The following is an 18976-nucleotide window of genomic DNA, read 5'->3' on the forward strand; positions in this document are numbered from 1 at the left end:
CTTCAAGCTCTTCGGGTTCAGCTTCCATCATTCAGGAGCTTGGCCTCGGCCAGATCGATCTTGGCCTTGTGGCCGTGGCGGTCCAGAATATGCAGCAGGTGGCCTCCGTCGAGCAGGGTGAGCGGTTTGTCCGCCGCGAACTTGTGGGCGTCCGGCCCGTAGTTTGATGTCGTCACGAGAATGCCCTTCATGGCCCCCTCGTTCATGACCGTGCCGTAAAGGTCGCGGACGGCTGAGACGCCTACGACGTTCGTATATCGCTTGGCCTGAATTACAATTTTGCCACCACGGATTGGGTCCGGGTCGAATGCGATCGCGTCAACACCGCCGTCGCGGCTGGCCTGCGTGACTCTGACCTCACCTCCGTCGCCGGAAAACTCCTTCGCGAAGACTTCGCGAATCAAATGCTCGAAGTCCTCCCAATCCATCGCTGCCAGGTTGTCACCTTCATCCAGCCCCTCCACGACGGCCTGATCCGCAACGAACCGTGCGTCATCTCGGCTCAACGTCTGAAGTGGTGCCACCGGCGTGATGCTGTGCAGCTTCGCGCTGCCCACGCCGCTGAGCGCTCGAAAGCACGCCTTCGGATCAACGTGCTTGAGATCCATCTCCCCAAAGGCCTCACGATCCGCCTGAACGGATAGCACGCATGCCGTCGCCTTCTTACCAGTACGCTTATCGATCGACGTGACGTACCCGTTGAACACGACGGCAGCTAAAGACCTTGCGGTGTCGGCTTCAAACAATTCGTGGACCGTGCGCAGAGAGATTTGATAGAGCAGGTCGTCGTAGAGCTTGCGTTGTTTCGTCTGTGGCAGGTGCTTCTCAACAAACTCCTTGCGAGAAATCACGTACTTGACTTCCATGAGCGTAGGAAGTGCGTCCGGCGCAGGCAATTGATAATCTACGATCAAGATGCCGTTATCGTCACTGTACTCCAACTCAAACTCCCGAGGGCAGCATTCGTCGTACTGCGAGCCGGAAAGCACCATATCGCAGTAGGTCTCAACCGCCGCCCGTTTGCCAGCCTGCCAGTCAGCGCGACGCTGATTGATCTTCTTGTTCTGCTCCCCCTGCTTCGACCGAAATTGCGCCCGCCTTTCCTCCCATTCGCGCACTCGACGACGATGATCCTTTTCGGTGCGTATAACCGCCGCTTTGTAGTCGGTCTGCAAGTGCTCATTGAAACGCTGGATCTTGCTGCACTTGTCCTGCCATGCCCTCTGATCAACCGTATAGAGATTCTGAGCTTCTTGCTTGCGAAGAGCCGAGCGCTTGGAACTGAATGCGTCCCAAAACGATATCTTGGCCTGGTACTTCATCGAGCCCATATCAGGCTCCGGCGGCAGTTCTCGTGGTAGGGGCTTTTGGGGTGGCTTTAAGGATGGCCCGGGTTCAGGGAATGCGCTGTGATCCTTGAGACTGTCCCAGTCCACCGTATCGTCATGGCTCAATGTATGCTTTAGAGTGTTTTCGATCCCCGTCAACCGCTTCGCAGCGATCTGCGTTCGGAGCGCAGCTTGCTTTTGAGCCCTCTCTTTCTTCTGTGTAGCCTTCTCGCGAGCTTGTTGCTTGGCCCATTGCGCAGCCCATTGTTCTAGCTGCGTCTGCGCTCGCATCACGACAACGGATTGGTCGCGATCCTTGATTCTACGATGCTTGCCGAGGCCGCGATGCATGATCTCAGTCGAGTACGTGATGATGCCCGTAGGGGACACCGATTGCTCAATCAGAATCTGTTTTGTGGACATTAGTTGCACCGTTTTGAGCTTGTTTCCTAATCGTACGCCCCGGAACTGACCTAACTGTCGGGTGGATGGCGCCCCACGCCCCGACCGTCGTCGGATGTATCGAAGGGACATGATATGGCAACGGCAACGCATGACGGCAAGAGGGGCGAGACGGCGTTGAGGGAGAACACCAACACGCTGGGGACGATTCGGGCCCAGGGTGCAGCTATTCTTTCTGCTTCTCGCATGCCGACGACGATCGTGCGCTAACGGCCGGCCCACGACTACGGCGGGGAACAACGTCTTCGGAGCTGTGGTACGCGGCGTTCACCCCTCCAGCGCCTCCAGCACCCGCTCCGGCGAAAACGGCATGTGGCGAAGCGGCCGTCCCGTCAGGGCCGCGAAGGCGTTCGCGACCGCACCGGCAGCGAGCGGCGTACCCGATTCGCCGAGGCCCATGGGGGGTTCGCGGGAGGGGATGAAGCGCACGTCGATTTCGGGCATGTCGGACATGCGCAGGATCGAGTAGTCGTGGTAGTTGGACTGCTCGACCCGGCCGTTCCGGACGGAGACCCGCTCGAACAGCGCGCTGCTGAGTCCGGTGACGATGCCGCCCTCGATCTGCGCGCGGGCGTTGTCCGGCTGCACGATGATGCCCCCGTCGACGGCGCACCAGAAACGGTGTACGCGGATTCGGCCGCTGGTCTCGTCCACCGAGATCTCGGCCACGCCGGCCGCGAGCGATCCGCTTCGTTCCGCGAAGGCGATCCCCCGCGCGCGTCCACTCGGCGGACTCTCGCCCCAGCCGGCCATGTCGGCGACCTCGTCGAGTACGGCCACGGCGCGCGGCGCGTCCCGCAGGAGCGTGCGCCGGAACTGGTAGGGGTCGATGGATTCGCCGCGGGCGATGTCGTCGATGAAGGCCTCGATGGCGAACTTGTTGGAGCCGTGCCCGACGGACCGCCAGTGCTTGGTGCGCACGCCGTGACGGACCCCGCGGCTTTCGATCCGCTGATTCGGGATGTCGTAGTACGGAATCCGGATCCCCGATGACAACAGGCCGCCGCCGTCGCCCACCACGCAGTGTGTCCACGCGGTGAGGTCGCCGTCGGCATCCACGCCGCCGGTCATGCGCTGGAGGGACTGCGGACGGAACGCCCCGTACTGCACGTCGTCTTCGCGGGTCCAGATCAGCTTCACCGGGCGCCGGACGGCCCTGGACAGGTGCACGGCCTCGACGACGTAGTCCGACATCGAGCGCCGCCCGAAGCCGCCGCCCAGGTAACAGGGGTGAAACGTCACCCGCTCCACGGGTACGCCGAGGGTGCTCGCGACCGCCGACCGGGCCCCGTCCGCCGCCTGCGTCCCGGCCCACACCTCCGCGCCGTCACCGGCTTCGTTGACGGCGGCGACCGCGTTGAGCGGCTCCATCTGGGCGTGGTAGGCGTAGTCGTTGTAGAAGTCGGCTTCGTAGCGGCGGGCCGCGCCCTCCAGGGCCGCGTCCGCGTCTCCGCTCTCGGAGATCGTGCGTCCCGGGGCCCCGCTCGGGCCGGCGATCTCGGCGTAGCTCTCCAGCGCCGGCACGCTGTCGAACCCTTCGGCGGCCGCGCCTCCGGCCCACTCGATGTTCATTACGTCGCGCGCGCCGAACACCGCCTCGACGGTCTCGCCGATCACGCCGACGCCGTAGTCCAGCGTCACGGTACCGACGACGCCCGGCTGCGCCCGGACCTCGGCTTCGTTGAACGACGCCGGACGCCCCTCGTGGACGGGGGAGCGGACGATCATCCCGTACAGCATCCCCGGCACCCGCACGTCCATCCCGTAGCGGGCGCTGCCATCGGTCTTGGCGGGGATGTCGTGCCGCGGCACCGAGTGGCCGATGAGCCGGAAGTCGTCGGGAGACTTGAGGTCCGCCTCGCCGACTTCGGGCAGTTCGGACGGCACCCGCGCGAAGGCCGCGACCTCGCCGTAGGAGATGCGGCGACCACTCGAGGCGTGCACCACCACGCCGGGCTCGGTCGTCAGTTCACCGGCGGGCACGCTCCACTCGCGGGCGACGTTGTCCAGCAGCACGCGCCGTATCTGCGCGCCGGCCAGCCGCAGGTTCGTGAAGTACCCGCGCACCGCCATGCTGCCCACCGTCATCATCGTCCCGCCGGACCCGCGCCCGCCCCAGCTGCGTCCGTAGACGGAGGGCTCGACCGGCGACTGCTCGATGCGGACGCGCTCCCAGTCCGCGTCCATCTCCTCGGCGAGGATCACGGGCAGGGCCGTCATGGAGCCCTGACCCATCTCCGCCGCCGGGTTGTAGATGAGGACCTGTCCGTCCGTCGCGATCCTGACCCAGGCCCCGAAGGCGTGTTCCGTCGCCGGCCGGCCGTCCGCCCCGGGCAAGCCGTCCGTCGCGTGGGCGTCCACCGGGCGCCCGAGCGTGACGCCGGCCGGACCGAACACCAGCACGAAGGAGAGGCCTCCGCCGGTGTGCTTGAGGAACGTCCTTCTGGACTGGGTCGCCTCGCGGGACTCGCGGGGCTCGCGGGACGAGAAGTCGGCGCGCGCGTTCATCCGGACCTCCCGGCGGCTGCGGCGGTTTCATCGGAAGCGCGCTGGATCGCGCGGATGATCCGGCCATACGTGCCGCAGCGGCAGAGAACGCCGTCCATGTGGCTGACGATCTCCTCGCGGGTCGGCGACGGGTTCTCGGCCAGCAGGCTCGCCGCCTGCATGAGCTGGCCGGACTGGCAGTAGCCGCACTGCGGAACCTGTTCCTCGACCCAGGCCTGCTGCAGCGCGTGGGACCGGTCCGGAGAGAGCCCTTCAATGGTGGTGACGTCCCGTCCCTCGACCCGCGACAGCCGGAGGCGGCACGAACGCACGGCCTCGCCGTCCAGGTGGACCGTGCACGCCCCGCAGGCCCCGCGCCCGCAGCCGAACTTCGTCCCCGTCACTCCGAGGCGTTCCCGCAGGACCCAGAGGAGCATCGAATCCTCGGGCGCATCGCTGGAGACGGCCTTCCCGTTGAGGTTGAAGGTCGTTGGCATGGGCCGCTCCGGGTTGGTCATGGGAGGTCGGTCGAACTGCCTCAAACGTACGCCGGATGAGGGGCCGCGACCACGGCGATGGGTGACGCGGGCCGACGTGGGGTCGTCAGGAGGGAGGGGGAGGCTCGGCGTCGCCGCGTTTCACCGGAGGGGGCCGGCGGAAAGCGCAATAACCCGGAGGACACATGTCCATCTCGCACGGGGCATTTCACAGAGGTCGAACCGCCGCGCTTCTGGCGGCGCTTCAGCTGGGAGTCGGCGCCGCCGCGGCCCCGGGGCAGGAGCAGGAGAGGGAGTGCGGCGAGCGTCCGGAGCTGCGGGTCACGGTGATGGACGAGTCCGGCGTCGTTCCGCTGCCCGGCGTCGTGGTTGCAGTCCAATGGACGGATGGGGGCCGGCGGCCGGCGCGGGGGAGGAGCGGCGAGGGCGGGCACTACGGCGTATGCGCGCCGCGGGACGCGGAGGGCGCCGTCCTGTGGGCGGAGGTCGGGTCGGATGGAAGCAGGGAGGTGACCGTCGCCCTGGAACGCGGGGGCACCCACGAGGTTGAACTCCGGGTCGTCTTCGCGATGTCGCGGCCCGGGCGGCTGCTGGGCCGGATATACGACGCGATGACGGACGATCCGGTGGCCACGGCGGCGGTCTCGGTCGTCGGCCGCCCCGGCGTCGTCGAGAGCAACCGGCAGGGGCAGTTCGTGATCGAGGGAATCCCCCGGGGGGGAGCGCCAGCTGGAGGTTCGACGGCTCGGCTACGCTCTTCTCCGCCACCCCATCGTCATGAGCCCCGGAATCACCACGGAGGTGGAGGTGGGGCTCGTCCCGGAACCCGTGGAGATGGAGCCTCTCGTGGCGATCGCGGAGAGGTCGCGCCGTCTGGAGATCAAGGGCTTCTACGAACGAAAGCACTGGGGTGAGCTACTCGGGCTGGGGAAGTTCTTCTCCGAGGACTACATGGAACGTTGGCGGCCGACTCGCATGACCCAGTTCATCGTGGACCCCACGATGCTCGGCTCCGGGTTGGTGAACAGAAGGTCGGGGTGCGCGGTAAACGTGTTCGTTGACGGGATGAGGGTGGCGGTACGCGACCTCGACTCCGTGGTGCTGCCGATCGAGGTGGGCGGCGTGGAGGTGTATCGGGGACCCGCCTCGTTCCCGGGCCGTTTCTCCGGATCCGACTTCAGGTGCGGTGCGGTCGCGATCTGGACCAAGTAGCCTCCCGGGACGCGTGATCGCAGCGAAAAACGACCGATTAGGGCAGTGACTCAAGTATCCGACAAGAGCCACTCGCGAAGGTCGTCTGGGTGTGCCTTGTTGGCCAGCGACCATCCGATCCCACCCTGGTCCGTCACGGAATGGACAAAGATCTCCCATCTCGGGAACCCGGCCGCTGAGGGAGGGGCTGGAGACGGACCGAGACCAAACGTCTCATAGCTCAGCCTGCCATCGGTGATCGTTGCGGTAGCGATTCCGCGGCTCTGGGCGAATTCAATGGCCCCACTCTGAAAGCCGCTGGAAGCGATGAGGATGCCCTTATGCGCACCGCAATCGCGAATCTTCGCCTCAAAGGCCATCACGTGGTCCCGACCGAGTCTCCTCCCGTGTCGCTTACACTCCACGAAAACGACGATCTCGGCCCCTCCGAAACGGCGAATTCGCAGTACACCGTCGATCTCATACTCTCCGCCCGCCCCCTCGACGCGTTCGCGCTGCTCAAACGCTATTTTCTCAGAACCCTCCGCCCACGCGGCCTGCAGCACCGTGAGCGCTGCATGCTCGAATTCTTCTGGCGATATCTCGACGGATCTTCTGAGCACTTCGCTATCTCCCCTCATCTCCAGTCTCGGATTGCTGCCGCGCGGCGATTTCCCGGATTACGTCGTCAGCGACCTTGGACACTTCGTTCGGTACGCGCATCGGCCGCCCGGCAAGTTTGCAAAGGGCGGCCACGAGGGGAAGGAGCGAATGAGATGGTTCCACAACCTCGGTTAGCACGTCAGCGAACTCGCCAGGTGTGGCCCCGGCGCAAATCAGCCAGATCATATCCCAGACGACCTTATGGATCATCGCCCCGCTGGCGGGATCAAGTCTCTCGCAGATCTCCCTGAAGGCGCCAAGAGCCGCCGTTTCGTCGCCTTGGAGGACCAGCGCATGTGTTCTGATGCCTAGCGCACGCCATCTGATCGGAATGCCATGTCGGTCAATGATGTCGCTGAAGCGTCGGACGAGAGAGTCACAGGTGTCGAGAGCTTCCCGGGGGCGGCCCAGTTGGTTCTGGGCCATCCCCTTGAACTCCATGGCGAGCGCGATCTCGCACTGAACCCCAACGTGATCTTGGGACCCGTAGCGGCTCACTACCTCATCGCACGTCGAAATCGCGACCTCTTCAGCACCGCTCAACACCGCCGCCCCCGCCTTCTTCGCAAAGGCGCTGGCAATTTGGACCTGAACATCCGGCAAGTCATCGTCGACAAAGGCTTCGATGAGGTGATCCCAAGTAGCAAGTGCGGCGTCCATCGCATCGGGAGCCAGCGTGGAGCCTTTGTTCAGAAGTGACATTGCCACGGCCAGTCGGAGCCCCGGATCGGCGGCTTCTCCAAAGCGCCGGACGCACTCGTCGTAGGCGCCGATGGCCGCCTCGGGATCGTTCAGACGACCGTGCAAGGCCCCCTTGTTGAGCAACGCCATGCCTACGCCCGCCTCGAAGTTCGGCACATCCAATTGTCCGTAACGTTCCACGACTTCATCGAAACCGGCCAGCGCCGCATGTGTTTCGCCCGTTAACTGCTTCGCCATCGCCTTGTTGAAGAACGCCTGGGCGACTGAGAACTGACATTCCGGGACGGACTCGAAGTGGCGGATCACCGCTTCGTTGTACTCCATCGAAGGCCCGTGCTCGCCTGCTAGCCCCAGCTTGGCGCCGATATCGATCAATTCTGCGGCCACCCGAGCCTTACTCTCCGCATCGTCGCCGCCCGTGTGCCGCCTGAGAAGCCTTCGGTACGTCGCATCGGCCATGCCGGGTGCGATCTCGCCGATGTCGACATCTCCGCGCGCCGCCGGGAGGAACGCCTCCCATAACGCGGGAAGCCTGTCCAAATCGGCCATAAGGGCCCCGAAGAGCGAGGCCAACTCTTTCCGGGCATAGAACGCCACCATGAAGCGAATCAGTCCCCGCACGACGGCGACCTCATCGCGCTGCCGCCTCAGTTTGTAGTATATGCAGTAGAGCGGCTCGCTAACGGCATACCGCCGACTCTTGCTCCCTTCGACCGTAACCGCGCCGCGCCCGACGAGGCGGCCCAGCAAGGCCGAAGTCTTGCGCACGTCCAACCGAGCCCTGTCGGAGACCTCGCGCGTACTCGATGCCTGCCAGAGGTCCGCCACCGCCAGGTAGACGCGACGTTCGGTCTTCGGGAGTGCTTCGATGTGCCCGCGGAAGTACTCGGTATGATCGTCGATCAAAGTCACCAACTCTTCCATCATCTGCGGCAGTGACCGGTGCCGGGCAAACTCGGCGACGATCACCAGAAGACGAGGGCTCCCGCCGGTCAGGATCTCGAGGGCCCGAATCTCCCGCTCATCCCTGGAGTCCCCGCTGACGACTTCCCACAGCCGCTGACATTCCTCGGTATTCAGCGGGTCCAGATTGAGGATTCGGAAGAGTTCGAAGAACGGCGCCTTGGCGTCGTCCAGCCCCTCGAATCGACTGGTCGCCGTGCCGAGCAACATGATCTCGGGATCCGTTTGCAGGGATTGGCGAAGCTGCCACCCGAAGTCTCGGTCCACATCTTCGGTCAGTCCCTGCAGGTTCTCGACCATGAGCACCAGCTTCGCGCCCAACCTGTCGGACGCATCGAGCAAAGCGACACGGGCACGGTCGGCGATCCCGCTGTCTCGCCAGTCCCCCACCAGAGCGGCGTGCGCTCCCTCAAGCTCCCGCGAGAGTTCGGGATGGCGACCTGCGCACTCCTTCGCCAGGTAGGAGAGGGCTTCCAGCCAGAAGTCTCCGATGGTGAAGATTTCGAGACTCTCCTCCATGAAGCGGACGGGTACGAGAGCCGCCCGCAACTTCGGGTCGGTACGCAGTTCAGCCGCGACACGGGCCAGCAGCATCGTCTTGCCGCGGCCGCGAGGAGCGACGACAAGGGTGTGCTGACACGATGGCGCGTCGATATTGCCGCGGAGTACCTCCAGCACGGCTTCCAGCTCCCGACTCCGGACGACGAACTGATCCAGCACTTCCTGGTCGGACTGGAAGACACCCGGGTTGAACTTGCGGATCGTGGGCCGTGGGGCTTCGCTCATCGAGGTCATCCCCTCAGTTGTTCGCTGTATCCATGGTGAGGGGCCGGTGGTGGTTACGGAAGCGTGTCGCCCACCAGTCTCTCACCAGGTTCGATTCGAATCGGTGGCCGTCGTCCCTCAGTTCCAGGTATCCGTCGTGGACCAGGATATCGAGTGTCTCCGTCACTTGGCGCGGCGTGTCAGACTTCACCTTGGAGTGCCGTTTCTCCAAGGCCCGGCGCGCGTCGGCCGAAAACACTTCCTGGGTGGCCGCTTCGGCGAGGATCTCCATTGCGAGGCCGAAGCGACCCTCATCTCCCAGGCCTTCGCGCAGCCGCGTCTCGTAGTGGGCGAGGTCATTCTGTCCGGACGGTCCGAGAAGTTCCGTGCGGTACACCTCGGCGACATCCCCGACCGTGATCCTATCGAGGTTCCCCATTATCGCGTATTCGCGCAGGCGGGCAAAAAAGACTGCACGTGTTGCGGAATCCCGATACCGAGCTGCTCGTATACCGCACTCGCGACGCCGTCGTCCATGGACAAGCCGTAGCTGTTCGCGAGGGTTTCGAAGCACTCGATGCTGGCTTCACGGCTCCACGGGAGCAGACGAATGGGATCCAGATAGTTGATGCGATCTGAGAGGCCCAGCCGCTGGACCAGGGGAGCGAGCCCGATGCTGCCGGACACGATCAGTACCGGAGAGCTTCCGTCGACAGTCTGGAAGACGGCCCGCAGCCAGCTCAGGAACTCGTCCGTGCGACGAACGCCATCCTCATAGCTGAGCAACCTGACCAGGAATATCGGCATCTCGTCAATCACAATCAGAACCGGCTTGTCGTGCTTGGCGCAGAGTCTGATGAGGCTTTCTCCGTGGCGCCGCCAGGTCCCTGGATTCAACCCGGAACGGAAATGAAGTGCGAACTCTTTTGCGCTGATCCTGTCGATGCTCCGGAATCGGTCGCGGAACCAGCGCCTCATGCCAATGGGACTGACGAGACGCGCGATTGGACGGATCGTATGGACGGCCTCGGCAAGGCTGGCGATCACATCTTCTTCGGTCGTGGCGCCCTCAACGTCAGCGAACAGAAAGACCCATCCCTCCTTCGTCAGCCGGTCCCCAAGTTCACGCAGGACGCTGGTCTTGCCCATGCGGCGCTGGCCGGTAAGGACCATGTGATTGCCGTCGCGGACTCGCGATTCAAGCAGTGCCAGCTCTTCTGCCCGGTCATGGAAGTCGTCACCGCTGACCCAGCGGCCGGTAGATGATTTCATTGCCTCTCCTTGGATCTAGAGGTATCGAGCCCGCGAATTCCGTCAGGGAACTCGTCGGGAACAGTACACAAGAGTTACACGTCAACGGATCTGTTGTCAACGAATACGTTGACATTTTGTCCGGTCCTGCGAGTGGAGTCGAGCTATGGCCGGTGCTCCGGTCCGCGATCTCGCCGCTGGACGTTCCCGCGGGGCTGTATTTTACAAACTACCCGTGTCGTGCACCTGAGTCCCATAACGTCCACAAATGACTTGAATGTGTTGCCTTATCGCGAGATAAGGACAACGGCCTCGTCCCAAGCCGACTGACTTCATTCGCTTGCATCCAGCACGTCGTGGCGGGTATATTGGTAGGTATGTCGCTCTCGAACCGACCTCCGAAACGCAAGCCGCACGGCCGGCATCCCCAGAACGCGCTCTCGCCCGCCTTCGTCCGCAACGTACGCGAGGCCGGACGGTACTGCGACGGCAACGGCCTCTATCTCGATGTCCGGCCCACCGGGAGCCGGGGCTGGATCCAGCGGATCACGATCCGCGGTCGCCGCACCGAACTGGGGCTCGGCGGATATCCGCTGGTCTCGCTGAAGGAAGCGCGAGAGAAGGCGTTCGCGAACCGGAAGCTGGCCCGTGAGGGCGGCGATCCCCTGACCGAGAACCGGCGGGCCGAGGCGATGCCCTCCTTCGCCGAGACGGCCCAAAGGGTCTGGAAGCAGTTGCGCCCGGGCTGGCGCTCCACGCGGCACGCGCAGGTCTGGCTGAACAGCCTGGAGCGCCACGTCTTCCCCCGCATCGGCGAGATGCCGGTCTCGGAGGTGACCAGCGCCGACGTGATCGGGATCCTGGCCCCGATCTGGCATGAAAAGGCGGCCCTGGCGAGAAAGCTGCGCCAGCGCATGCGCGCGGTCATGGAGTGGGCGGTGGCGATGGACCTTCGGCCCGACAACCCCTGCGATCGGGTCGGTCCCGTGCTTGGAGCCCAGGCGAATCGCACACAACACCTGCGGGCGTTGCCGCACGGCGAGGTGGCGTCGGCGATCCGGACGGTTCGGGCGTCCAGCGGACGGCCCATTGTGAAGCTGGCCTTCGAGTTCCTTGTGCTGACGGCGACGCGCTCCCGCGAGGTTTATGGAGCCGTGTGGACGGAGATCGACCGGGGTGAGGCGGTGTGGACCCTCCCAGCCCCACGCACGAAGGGGAACCGGGAGCACCGCGTCCCGCTCAGTGGTCGGGCGTTGGAGATTCTCAAGGAAGCGCGGGGGCTAGTGTCATGTCACGCGTGATATGTCGTAAGGAGCGTGATAGACTTCTTGCCGGTCCACAATGGCGAGGAGGCTGGCATGAAACGGTATTTGGTGGAGTTGGAAGCGGGGGAGCGCGAGGCGTTGGCGGCGATGACACGCAAGGGTTCACATCGTTCGCGGAAGGTGATCAACGCGCTGGTTCTGCTCAATTGCGACGAGGGCGAGTTCAACGAGCGGCGCACGACCGGCGGGGAGATCGCCGGGGTGTCGCGGATCAGCGCGCGCAGGGTGGACCGGGTCAAGAAGCGGTTTGTGGAGGACGGTCTGGAAGCGGCGCTTGGGGGCCGGCGGGGTCCTCGCGCGAAGTACCTTCGCAAGGCGGACGGCGAATTCGAGGCGCGGCTGGTCGCGCTCAGTTGCGGCGATCCGCCCGAGGGGCGCGCGCGGTGGTCGCTGCGCCTGTTGGCGGACCGCGCGGTGGAACTCGGCTATATCGACAGCGTCTCGCACGAGACGGTGCGGCGGGTGCTAAAAAAAACGCCATCAAACCGTGGCGGCGCGTCGGCTGGGTGATCCCGCCGCGGCGCAATGCCGACTTCGCAGCGGGGATGGAGCGGGTGCTCGACGTCTACCGGCGTCCGTACGATGCGAACTTACCGGTGGTGTGCATGGACGAGACGCCGCGCCAGCTGATCGGCGAGACGCGCACGCCCGTCCCGCCGGCACCGGGACGGGCGGCCCGCGAAGACTACGAGTACCGGCGCCTCGGCACCTGCAACGTGTTCATGGCCACCGAACCACTGGCCGGCCGGCGCCAGACCAAGGTGACCGAGCGCAGGACCAAAACCGACTGGGCCCGCTTCCTGCGCGACATCGCCGCGCAGTACCCCGGCGCCACCCGAATCACGCTGGTGATGGACAACCTCAACACGCACCGCCCCGGCGCGCTCCACGAAACCTTCGAACCCGCCGAGGCCAAGGCGCTTTGGGATCGCTTCGAGTTCGTCCATACCCCCAAGCACGGCAGTTGGCTGAATGTCGCCGAGGTCGAACTCAACGTCATGATCCGCCAGTGCCTCAATCGCCGCATCGACTCCATCGACACCCTACGCGCCGAAGTCGCCGCCTGGCAGGCGGCCAGAGACCGAATCCAAGCCAAGGTCAACTGGCGATTCACCACGGACGACGCACGTGTCAAGCTCAAGCGCCTCTATCCGACGTTTGATGTGTGACATGACACTAGTAATCCAACGCCAGAATAGGTCACCCGCGAGGCGGTCAGAGTGATCCATGGGTAACCGTTCCGTTCCGTCGCATTCACGATAAGTAGGTCAAAACCAAGATTTCCTGTGAGGACGTTTCGGTTACCCCGAACACGACGTGAACGGAGGAAACCAATCTCCATGTCACCTTTGGTGATGGTATACCCGATTTCCGAAAGCACGTTTCGCGCACACATGAACCCGTTGGAGCCAGGCTTCACTGCGCGCGAAAGGGTGACAGGGCTGGAGGAACACCCGAGCAAAACCAATACGGCTATCGAGGCAACGAACTTCATTGCCGTGGCGATGGATTCGGTCCTGGACGTTGAGGCGGTCGACTGGGACCGGGATTCGGTGGCCGACTGGGACCGGGGTTCGGTGGCCGACTGGGACCGGGGTTCGGTGGCCGACTGGGACTGGGATTCGGTCGATCTGGTACTCGATTCTGCATGTCTAACCTTCCTTACCGGTGATTGCTGTTACCGTCTCTGAACACACCGGTAACAGTATACCATCGTTGTGGTCGGCCGGTAACTCATTTCCTCATCAGAATCGGGATCCCACCCGCGCGGTCACCGCCTGTGTAAGCTCCAACTCCAGCACTCCCGTGGCAACACACGGAACCAATCGTCCGGCCCCAAACAGCCTGGCAGTGCCTTGGGCAGAAACACGAAGAAGCGGAGGGACGGGGCGTTCCCGTATCCGCTTCTTGCGTGGAGGCCAGATCGTTCGCGGTCCTGTCCAGTGCGCTGGTGGTACGCTAGCCACCGCTCTTCGCTGCGGTTTCCGTTCGCTGCCATCTGCCTGCATCGAGCAGCGTAGCATCCCGGTTGGATCGACGCAAACCATACGATGCTAAGATCGAATTGCTCCCGGTTTGATCCGAGCCAGCCGTGAGGTGGTCCTACTTCGTTGGACAGTCCGAGGGCAAAGTTAAGGTGGATTCCGACTGGTTGTGAGAGCCCTCGGGAGCTTTCGCTGTGTGTTCTGGTGGGGTGGGTTCTCCACCCGTCGGTCCTCCCCCGGCCGGGGAAGGACCGGTTCCAATATGGGCCACGGTCGCCGGGAGAGGAACCCGGCCGGCGACCGTGGCTTGGCTGCGAGCCGAGCGAGGCGCGCGGGATGAGGAGATCCCACGCTTCTCCTCCGCGGCACTGTTTCACGAGGGCGTGACCCGGCAGGTGCGGAGCTGCGTCGTTCACACCGCCCCCGTGCCGTTGCGGTAGGCATCGCCCGGCGTCCGCCCGCCGAGGGACGAATGCGGGCGCACCTCGTTGTAGAAGTCGAACCACGAGCCGATGATGCGTTCGGCGTCCAGCCCGTCGCGGAGCTCATGGAGGTACACCGCCTCGTACTTCAGCGACCGCCACAGCCGCTCGATGAAGATGTTGTCCAGAAAGCGGCCCCGGCCGTCCATCGAGAACATGACGCCCGCACCCAGCACCCGGTCCGCGAACGCCTCGCTGGTGAACTGGGAGCCCTGGACGCTCTCATGTTTGTCAAGAGGGTGATGGGGCGGTGAGGACGCGGTAGGTTTCGCGGGCCACATAGCGCTTCAGGCAGCGCATCACCTCGGGCTTGGACAGCCCCTCGGCGGTACGCCGCCGGACATAGGCTCGGGTTCGCGGGTCGGTGCGCATCCGGCACACGACGATTATGTGCAGGGCGGAGTTGGCCTGTCGGTTTCCGCCTCGATTGAGGCGGTGGCGTTGCGTCTTCCCGCTCGAGGCGGGGATCGGGCAGGCGCCGCACAACATCGCGAAGCTTGCTTCGGAGCGCAGCCGGCCGGGATTCTGGCCCGCGGCGACCAGCAGCTCGCCGGCGCTGGCGATTCCCACGCCTTCGAGCTTGAGAAGACCGGGCGCGAGTTCCTCGACGAGCGGGGCGATAAAGCGGTCGAGTTCGGCGATCTCGTCGTTGAGATCCAGGACTCTGCGAGCGAGGGACTTCAGCGAGAGCCTGGTCGCGACCGCCGGGTCCCGGTATCCCGCGGCATCCGGCCTCCAGGCCGCACAGGTACGCAAGCGCCGCATACGGGTGAGGTCGCGGACCCGGTCGCGCACCTCGTCCGGCGCGGCGACGATCGTGTTGTGGAGTTGCTGAAGCGCCGCACGGCGGCACTTGACCGCGGTCTTTCGGGTCGTGCGCGGCACCCGCGGGGATTCCACGGCGCCGCCGCGGTCCTTGGCCACCTGTACCCGATGTCCCGTGCGAGCGGCCTCGGCCGCGGCGACCGCATCGAGCGCGTCGTCCTTCCCCCGGGCTCTCCGCGCGGCCGGGTCGGGACCGGTCACCTCGAGCACGGGCACGCCGAACAGCTCCAGGTGCCGGGCAATGCCGGCGCCGTAGCTGCCGGTGGACTCGACTCCCACGCGCGGCAGCTCGCCGTGAGACCGGAACCAGACGAGCATCGCCCGGTATCCGGCCCGTGTCGTGGAGAACGATTCGGTGCCGAGCACCGTGCCTTCGAGTGTCACGATGGCGGCGGTGTGCGGGTCCTGGTGGGTATCGACGCCCCCGATGACCCCGGCCCTTTCATCTCGCATACTTGCCATGCCGGCCCCCTGTTCCATGATGGGTGAACGGGTTGGAACCGAACTCGGCCGGTGTCGGACATGACAGTGAAGGGACGCCTTGGGCCAGGCTCTCATCAGGTCACGATGCCGGTCGAGGCCGGAGCCTCAACCGGTTGCCCTCGGATGGCCGACGAGTCCAGGGAATGACAGCTTGGTCGGTCCGAGTGCGGGTCAAGCCACCCAGGGGCGACCGGAGTCTGTAAGCCTACAGCGTCAATCAGTGTTTGAGTCAAACCACCGAGGGGAACCGGCCCTTACATACTCACTATCGGTGTTCAGGATCTCCGGGGCCCGCCAGCCCAGCGCGTCGTCCAGCGCCTGGACGCGGAACGACGCGTCCATCGTGTTCGACAGCCGCCACGCGAGCACGTGCCGGGTCGCCCAGTCCATCACGGCCACCAGGTAGAAAAACCCTTGCGTCACCGGGACATGGGTGATGTCCGCGCACCACACGTGGTCCGCCCGCGAGATCTCGAGGCCGCGCAGCAGATAGGGGAAGACCCGGGGCTCCGGACTCGCCACGCTCGTGCGCGGCCGCCGGTAGGTCGCCTCCACCCCCATCAGCCGCATGAGCCACCGGACCCGGTGCCAGCCCGCGGTGACGCCCCCGCGCCGCAGATGGCGCACCACCTGCCTGCTCCCGTGGAACGGATACGCCATGTGCAGCTCATCCATGCGCCGCATGAGCGCCAGGTTCTCCGCGCTCTCCCCCTTCGGCCGGTAGTACCGCGACGACCGGCTCACCCCCACCAGCGCGCACTGCCTCGAAAGACTCGGCGCTCCGCCCCGCTCGATCATCCGCACCCGCTCCGCCCGGCTCAGCGCTTGAGCCCGCGCCGAAAAAAATCCCGCTCCACCGTGAGCTCCCCGATCTTCGCGTGCAGGTCCCGGATCTTCGCCTCGTGCTCCTTCGCGAGCTTGTGGCTCGCGTCCCCGGAGAACACCTCCGGCAGCCCCTCGAGGAGCTGCCGCTTCCATGTGCTCACCTGGTTCGGATGAAGCTCGTGCCGCCTGGCGATCGCCTGCACGCTGTCCCGCTCCCGCAGCGCCTCCAGCGCTACCCGCGCCTTGAACTCCGCCGTGAACCGGCGTCTCTTCCCGGCCATCTCGGTGCCTCCTCTTCCGACTTGGAATCCACCTTAACGACCTGTCCAAAAAACTGGGACCATCTCACCGGGCGTCTTGGGTCCGATGTCCATGAAGAGTCCTAGACATGGCGATGGCGACGGCACTCCCCAACCCGGTTCGATGATCTTTCTGCGGGGTGCAGAGTGGGAGCGGGAGGGGCGGAAGCGCTGACGCTCCCGCCGTCCTGACCGAGGCGAAGCGGAACGGGGGAGCTTGACGGAACGGCAAGGAAAATGTACCCTGAGCCGCCCCCACGAAATCCCTTCCGCCGGTCTGGTTCCATGGCGACCAACAAACCTAGTAGCCACCTGACGATGATCCAGGGTGTCATCAACCGACTCGCGATGCAGTCCTTCGCTGTCAAGCAGTGGAGCTTCACGCTGGTGGTGGGTCTGCTGGCCCTGTCTTTCCACCTGAAGAACTGGACCGTACCTCTGGCTGGAACTGCTCCGGTTATCGTGCTGTGGGGGCTCGACGGGTATTTCCTGCGTCACGAGCGGCTTTTTCGGCACCTCTACGACAAGGTTCGCCGTGACGAAGAAGACGAACCGTTCTCCATGGAGACGGACAAGTCGGCCAAATCGTGGTGGGGTGCCACCTTCTCAAGGACTCTGACCTGCCTCTACCTGCTCCTCATCGCGCTACTGGTCGGCGCGGCGCTGCTGATCTGTCAGACCACCTAACCCCAAGAACGAGGACCAAGTCGATGGCCAAGTATCGCAAAGTGTTTTTCAGCTTCCACTACGACGAGGACGTGAATCGCGCCATGGTGGTCCGCAATAGCTGGGTCACCAAGGGGGGCCAAGAGGCAGCTCGCTTCGTCGACAAGGCCGACTTCGAGGCCGTCAAGAAGAAGGGCGATCTAGCGATAAAGAGGTGGATCAACAAGCAGATGAAGGGGACGACAGTAACGGTCGTTCTGATCGGAGCGAAGACCTGTGACCGGAAGTGGATCAAGTACGAAATAGACCATAGCATCGACAGAGGGAACGGGCTCCTGGAGATCGACATCAGCAAGATCAAGAACCTCCAGGGAAAGACGACCACCCACTGTGGCTGGATGCTACCCGCGAAGTATGCCTACTACCGCTGGAACAACGACAACGGATATAAGAATCTAGGCGACTGGATTGAGAAGGCAGCCAAGCAGGCAGGTCACTAAGGTCCAATCCCGGTCGCGTAGACACACCACTCTTCGACGGTTGACGCCCTCTCGCCACACTCGGCTTCGAGCCACTCACCCAAGGTGTCGCGGTACTTGGCGAAGCTCGGGGTTAGACTCCAGGCCCCCCCGCCGACGACGAGCTTCGGTGCCGCCGGGAACCATCAACGGCTCGGACCAGAGTCGCGCTCTCGTCCGTAGCGGCGCATCACCTCACGCGTCCGCGCAACGTCGCGGCGAGCGTCCCATAGCACTCGGCCAAGCGTGTAACCTGCCCGTCGAGCCGCTCGATTCGCCTCTGCAAGGCTTCGTTCTCCCCGGTCTGCCGCTCGACACGCTGCCGCAAGGCTTCGACCTGCTCGGATTGCCGCCGCTGTTCCATCTCGTACTGCGCGGACAACCTCTCCAAAGCCGCCGTCAACTGCCGTTCCAACGCGGTCATATAGCTCCCTCACTCTTTCGACAGCTTCACGGCAGGCCGACCGCGCACGGTCCAGGGCGGATCGTCCAGCGTGCCGGCCGGCAGCACCACGAACCGATCCCCCTCGATCTCCCGCAGCGTCACGCCCCAGGTCGTCTCCTCGATCTCGTCCAGCGTCCAGCGTGCCTCCTCGACCTGCCGGTTCAGCGTCGCCAGTGCCTCGATCCGGAGTTCGATGCTCCTCCACAACCAGTGCGTCGTCGCCCAGCTTCCGCCGCTGATACCGAGGAAAAGGCTCAGGCCGACCACCAGGGGCCGGAGCCACGCCCTCAGCAGGAGCGCGCGCATCCGCGCTGTCGCCGCCGCCGTATCGACCTCGATGGAACGCAGTGCGCCGCTCGCGACGGCGCTCAAGCTCTCGCCAAGCCGCTCGAGCTCGCGCGCGGCCGTCTCCTCGATCTGTTGCCGGTCGGCCTCCAGCCGGCACCGCAGCCGGGAGGTCAAGTCGCTCGGGCCGGAAGTCGTGCTCATACAGCTCTCCCTTCAGCCGCCACCGCTTGCCGCTGTCCAGATCGTGGGCGGTGAGATAGTTCTTGCCCCGGCGCGGCACATCGAAGCCGACTTCCTCCAGGGCGGAGACCACGTCGGCGCGGCTCTTCACCGCGCCGTGCTCCACGCGCTGCACGACGTAGTCGCGGATCAGTTGGCGCGGATCGGCTTCGTGTTCGAGCCCGGCCCGGAGCTTCGACGCCTCGATGTAGGCCAAGTGGCCCGGCTGCTGCGCCCTGGCCCGCTCCGGATCGTCCGGGCGGCTCCACCCGTGCTCGTGGTTGAACGCGTCGCGTAGCGGATCGAA

Annotated in this window: 20 protein-coding genes; 7 read left to right on the plus strand and 13 right to left on the minus strand. The window is 64.7% G+C overall.

Translation table 11 applies throughout. From position 1 onward, the window contains the following. Positions 1–17: 17 nt before the first annotated feature. The 3 genes from ACPXY0_RS03735 to ACPXY0_RS03745 all read right to left on the minus strand — a co-directional run bounded on the left by ACPXY0_RS03735 (position 18) and on the right by ACPXY0_RS03745 (position 4774). Positions 18–1751: a restriction endonuclease gene (locus tag ACPXY0_RS03735; protein ID WP_423928606.1), complete on the minus strand. Its 1734-nt coding sequence runs from the start codon at positions 1749–1751 to the stop codon at positions 18–20. Positions 1752–2057: 306 nt separating this feature from the next. After that, positions 2058–4298 (minus strand): molybdopterin cofactor-binding domain-containing protein, encoded by a 2241-nt coding sequence (locus ACPXY0_RS03740; RefSeq protein WP_423928608.1) that lies wholly within the window; start codon positions 4296–4298, stop codon positions 2058–2060. Next, positions 4295–4774 carry a (2Fe-2S)-binding protein gene (locus tag ACPXY0_RS03745; protein ID WP_423928610.1) on the minus strand — a complete coding sequence of 160 codons (480 nt, stop codon included), beginning with the start codon at positions 4772–4774 and terminating at the stop codon, positions 4295–4297. The genes ACPXY0_RS03740 and ACPXY0_RS03745 overlap by 4 nt, the downstream gene beginning before the upstream one ends. 777 nt (positions 4775–5551) lie before the next feature. Here ACPXY0_RS03745 and ACPXY0_RS03750 point away from each other — a divergent pair. Further along, complete coding sequence (locus ACPXY0_RS03750) at positions 5552–5986, plus strand: hypothetical protein (protein WP_423928612.1); 435 nt, start codon at positions 5552–5554, stop codon at positions 5984–5986. A 50-nt stretch (positions 5987–6036) separates the two neighbouring features. Here ACPXY0_RS03750 and ACPXY0_RS03755 read toward each other — a convergent pair whose 3' ends face one another. The 4 genes from ACPXY0_RS03755 to ACPXY0_RS03770 are packed head-to-tail and all read right to left on the minus strand — an operon-like array spanning position 6037 to position 10330. After that, positions 6037–6606 carry a restriction endonuclease gene (locus ACPXY0_RS03755; RefSeq protein WP_423928614.1) on the minus strand — a complete coding sequence of 190 codons (570 nt, stop codon included), beginning with the start codon at positions 6604–6606 and terminating at the stop codon, positions 6037–6039. Continuing rightward, entirely contained in the window at positions 6593–9079 is a 2487-nt protein-coding gene (locus ACPXY0_RS03760; protein WP_423928616.1) for a hypothetical protein, read from the minus strand. The genes ACPXY0_RS03755 and ACPXY0_RS03760 overlap by 14 nt, the downstream gene beginning before the upstream one ends. A 13-nt stretch (positions 9080–9092) precedes the next feature. After that, a complete protein-coding gene (locus tag ACPXY0_RS03765; protein ID WP_423928618.1) occupies positions 9093–9497 on the minus strand; it encodes a hypothetical protein in 405 nt (134 codons plus the stop codon). Beyond that, entirely contained in the window at positions 9497–10330 is an 834-nt protein-coding gene (locus tag ACPXY0_RS03770) for an AAA family ATPase (protein WP_423928620.1), read from the minus strand. Before ACPXY0_RS03770 ends, ACPXY0_RS03765 begins: the two co-directional genes overlap by 1 nt. 356 nt (positions 10331–10686) lie before the next feature. Between ACPXY0_RS03770 and ACPXY0_RS03775 the strand changes: the two genes are divergently transcribed. The 3 genes from ACPXY0_RS03775 to ACPXY0_RS03785 all read left to right on the plus strand — a co-directional run bounded on the left by ACPXY0_RS03775 (position 10687) and on the right by ACPXY0_RS03785 (position 13325). Then, positions 10687–11610, plus strand: a complete 924-nt coding sequence (locus ACPXY0_RS03775; protein WP_423928622.1) for a tyrosine-type recombinase/integrase — start codon at positions 10687–10689, stop codon at positions 11608–11610. A gap of 57 nt (positions 11611–11667) precedes the next feature. Beyond that, positions 11668–12803 (plus strand): IS630 family transposase gene (locus tag ACPXY0_RS03780; protein ID WP_423928624.1). Its coding sequence is split into 2 segments (ribosomal slippage): positions 11668–12100 and positions 12100–12803, totalling 1137 coding nucleotides; the frame shifts between segments, so codons are not numbered across the junction. A gap of 171 nt (positions 12804–12974) precedes the next feature. Further along, positions 12975–13325 carry a hypothetical protein gene (locus ACPXY0_RS03785; RefSeq protein WP_423928626.1) on the plus strand — a complete coding sequence of 117 codons (351 nt, stop codon included), beginning with the start codon at positions 12975–12977 and terminating at the stop codon, positions 13323–13325. 706 nt (positions 13326–14031) lie between these two features. Here the strand turns inward: ACPXY0_RS03785 and ACPXY0_RS03790 are convergent. The 4 genes from ACPXY0_RS03790 to ACPXY0_RS03805 form a co-directional block, all read right to left on the minus strand. Continuing rightward, positions 14032–14277: an integrase core domain-containing protein gene (locus ACPXY0_RS03790; protein WP_423928628.1), complete on the minus strand. Its 246-nt coding sequence runs from the start codon at positions 14275–14277 to the stop codon at positions 14032–14034. A 55-nt stretch (positions 14278–14332) separates the two neighbouring features. Continuing rightward, positions 14333–15388, minus strand: coding sequence for an IS110 family transposase (locus ACPXY0_RS03795; protein ID WP_423928630.1), 1056 nt, complete (start codon positions 15386–15388; stop codon positions 14333–14335). A 234-nt stretch (positions 15389–15622) separates the two neighbouring features. After that, positions 15623–16207: a DDE-type integrase/transposase/recombinase gene (locus ACPXY0_RS03800; protein WP_423928632.1), complete on the minus strand. Its 585-nt coding sequence runs from the start codon at positions 16205–16207 to the stop codon at positions 15623–15625. Between the two features lie 20 nt (positions 16208–16227). Beyond that, on the minus strand, positions 16228–16515 hold the full coding sequence (locus ACPXY0_RS03805; protein WP_423928634.1) for a transposase: 288 nt from the start codon (positions 16513–16515) through the stop codon (positions 16228–16230). Positions 16516–16818: 303 nt separating this feature from the next. Here ACPXY0_RS03805 and ACPXY0_RS03810 point away from each other — a divergent pair, with 303 nt between their 5' ends. Further along, complete coding sequence (locus ACPXY0_RS03810; protein WP_423928636.1) at positions 16819–17220, plus strand: hypothetical protein; 402 nt, start codon at positions 16819–16821, stop codon at positions 17218–17220. Positions 17221–17243: 23 nt separating this feature from the next. Beyond that, positions 17244–17699: a TIR domain-containing protein gene (locus ACPXY0_RS03815; RefSeq protein WP_423928638.1), complete on the plus strand. Its 456-nt coding sequence runs from the start codon at positions 17244–17246 to the stop codon at positions 17697–17699. 208 nt (positions 17700–17907) lie between these two features. Here the strand turns inward: ACPXY0_RS03815 and ACPXY0_RS03820 are convergent, their stop codons facing one another. Both ACPXY0_RS03820 and ACPXY0_RS03825 read right to left on the minus strand, forming a co-directional pair. Next, complete coding sequence (locus ACPXY0_RS03820; protein WP_423928640.1) at positions 17908–18141, minus strand: MbeD/MobD family mobilization/exclusion protein; 234 nt, start codon at positions 18139–18141, stop codon at positions 17908–17910. A gap of 9 nt (positions 18142–18150) precedes the next feature. After that, positions 18151–18651, minus strand: coding sequence for a hypothetical protein (locus ACPXY0_RS03825; RefSeq protein WP_423928642.1), 501 nt, complete (start codon positions 18649–18651; stop codon positions 18151–18153). Here ACPXY0_RS03825 and ACPXY0_RS03830 point away from each other — a divergent pair. Then, positions 18644–18967 (plus strand): hypothetical protein, encoded by a 324-nt coding sequence (locus ACPXY0_RS03830; protein ID WP_423928644.1) that lies wholly within the window; start codon positions 18644–18646, stop codon positions 18965–18967. The genes ACPXY0_RS03825 and ACPXY0_RS03830 overlap by 8 nt on opposite strands. Positions 18968–18976: the final 9 nt, after the last annotated feature.

The organism is Candidatus Palauibacter sp. (assembly GCF_965237495.1).
In the GTDB taxonomy this organism is placed as follows: Bacteria; Gemmatimonadota; Gemmatimonadetes; order Palauibacterales; family Palauibacteraceae; genus Palauibacter.

Bases quoted from the DNA above. Each gene is read 5' to 3' on its own strand.
- ACPXY0_RS03825 (WP_423928642.1), bottom strand. From the start codon at position 18,651: ATGAGCACGACTTCCGGCCCGAGCGACTTGACCTCCCGGCTGCGGTGC.
- ACPXY0_RS03795 (WP_423928630.1), bottom strand. From the start codon at position 15,388: ATGGCAAGTATGCGAGATGAAAGGGCCGGGGTCATCGGGGGCGTCGAT.
- ACPXY0_RS03770 (WP_423928620.1), bottom strand. From the start codon at position 10,330: ATGAAATCATCTACCGGCCGCTGGGTCAGCGGTGACGACTTCCATGAC.
- ACPXY0_RS03750 (WP_423928612.1), top strand. From the start codon at position 5,552: ATGAGCCCCGGAATCACCACGGAGGTGGAGGTGGGGCTCGTCCCGGAA.
- ACPXY0_RS03745 (WP_423928610.1), bottom strand. From the start codon at position 4,774: ATGCCAACGACCTTCAACCTCAACGGGAAGGCCGTCTCCAGCGATGCG.
- ACPXY0_RS03765 (WP_423928618.1), bottom strand. From the start codon at position 9,497: ATGGGGAACCTCGATAGGATCACGGTCGGGGATGTCGCCGAGGTGTAC.
- ACPXY0_RS03740 (WP_423928608.1), bottom strand. From the start codon at position 4,298: ATGAACGCGCGCGCCGACTTCTCGTCCCGCGAGCCCCGCGAGTCCCGC.
- ACPXY0_RS03775 (WP_423928622.1), top strand. From the start codon at position 10,687: ATGTCGCTCTCGAACCGACCTCCGAAACGCAAGCCGCACGGCCGGCAT.
- ACPXY0_RS03815 (WP_423928638.1), top strand. From the start codon at position 17,244: ATGGCCAAGTATCGCAAAGTGTTTTTCAGCTTCCACTACGACGAGGAC.
- ACPXY0_RS03755 (WP_423928614.1), bottom strand. From the start codon at position 6,606: ATGAGGGGAGATAGCGAAGTGCTCAGAAGATCCGTCGAGATATCGCCA.
- ACPXY0_RS03735 (WP_423928606.1), bottom strand. From the start codon at position 1,751: ATGTCCACAAAACAGATTCTGATTGAGCAATCGGTGTCCCCTACGGGC.
- ACPXY0_RS03805 (WP_423928634.1), bottom strand. From the start codon at position 16,515: ATGGCCGGGAAGAGACGCCGGTTCACGGCGGAGTTCAAGGCGCGGGTA.
- ACPXY0_RS03760 (WP_423928616.1), bottom strand. From the start codon at position 9,079: ATGAGCGAAGCCCCACGGCCCACGATCCGCAAGTTCAACCCGGGTGTC.
- ACPXY0_RS03820 (WP_423928640.1), bottom strand. From the start codon at position 18,141: ATGACCGCGTTGGAACGGCAGTTGACGGCGGCTTTGGAGAGGTTGTCC.
- ACPXY0_RS03785 (WP_423928626.1), top strand. From the start codon at position 12,975: ATGTCACCTTTGGTGATGGTATACCCGATTTCCGAAAGCACGTTTCGC.
- ACPXY0_RS03810 (WP_423928636.1), top strand. From the start codon at position 16,819: ATGGCGACCAACAAACCTAGTAGCCACCTGACGATGATCCAGGGTGTC.
- ACPXY0_RS03800 (WP_423928632.1), bottom strand. From the start codon at position 16,207: ATGATCGAGCGGGGCGGAGCGCCGAGTCTTTCGAGGCAGTGCGCGCTG.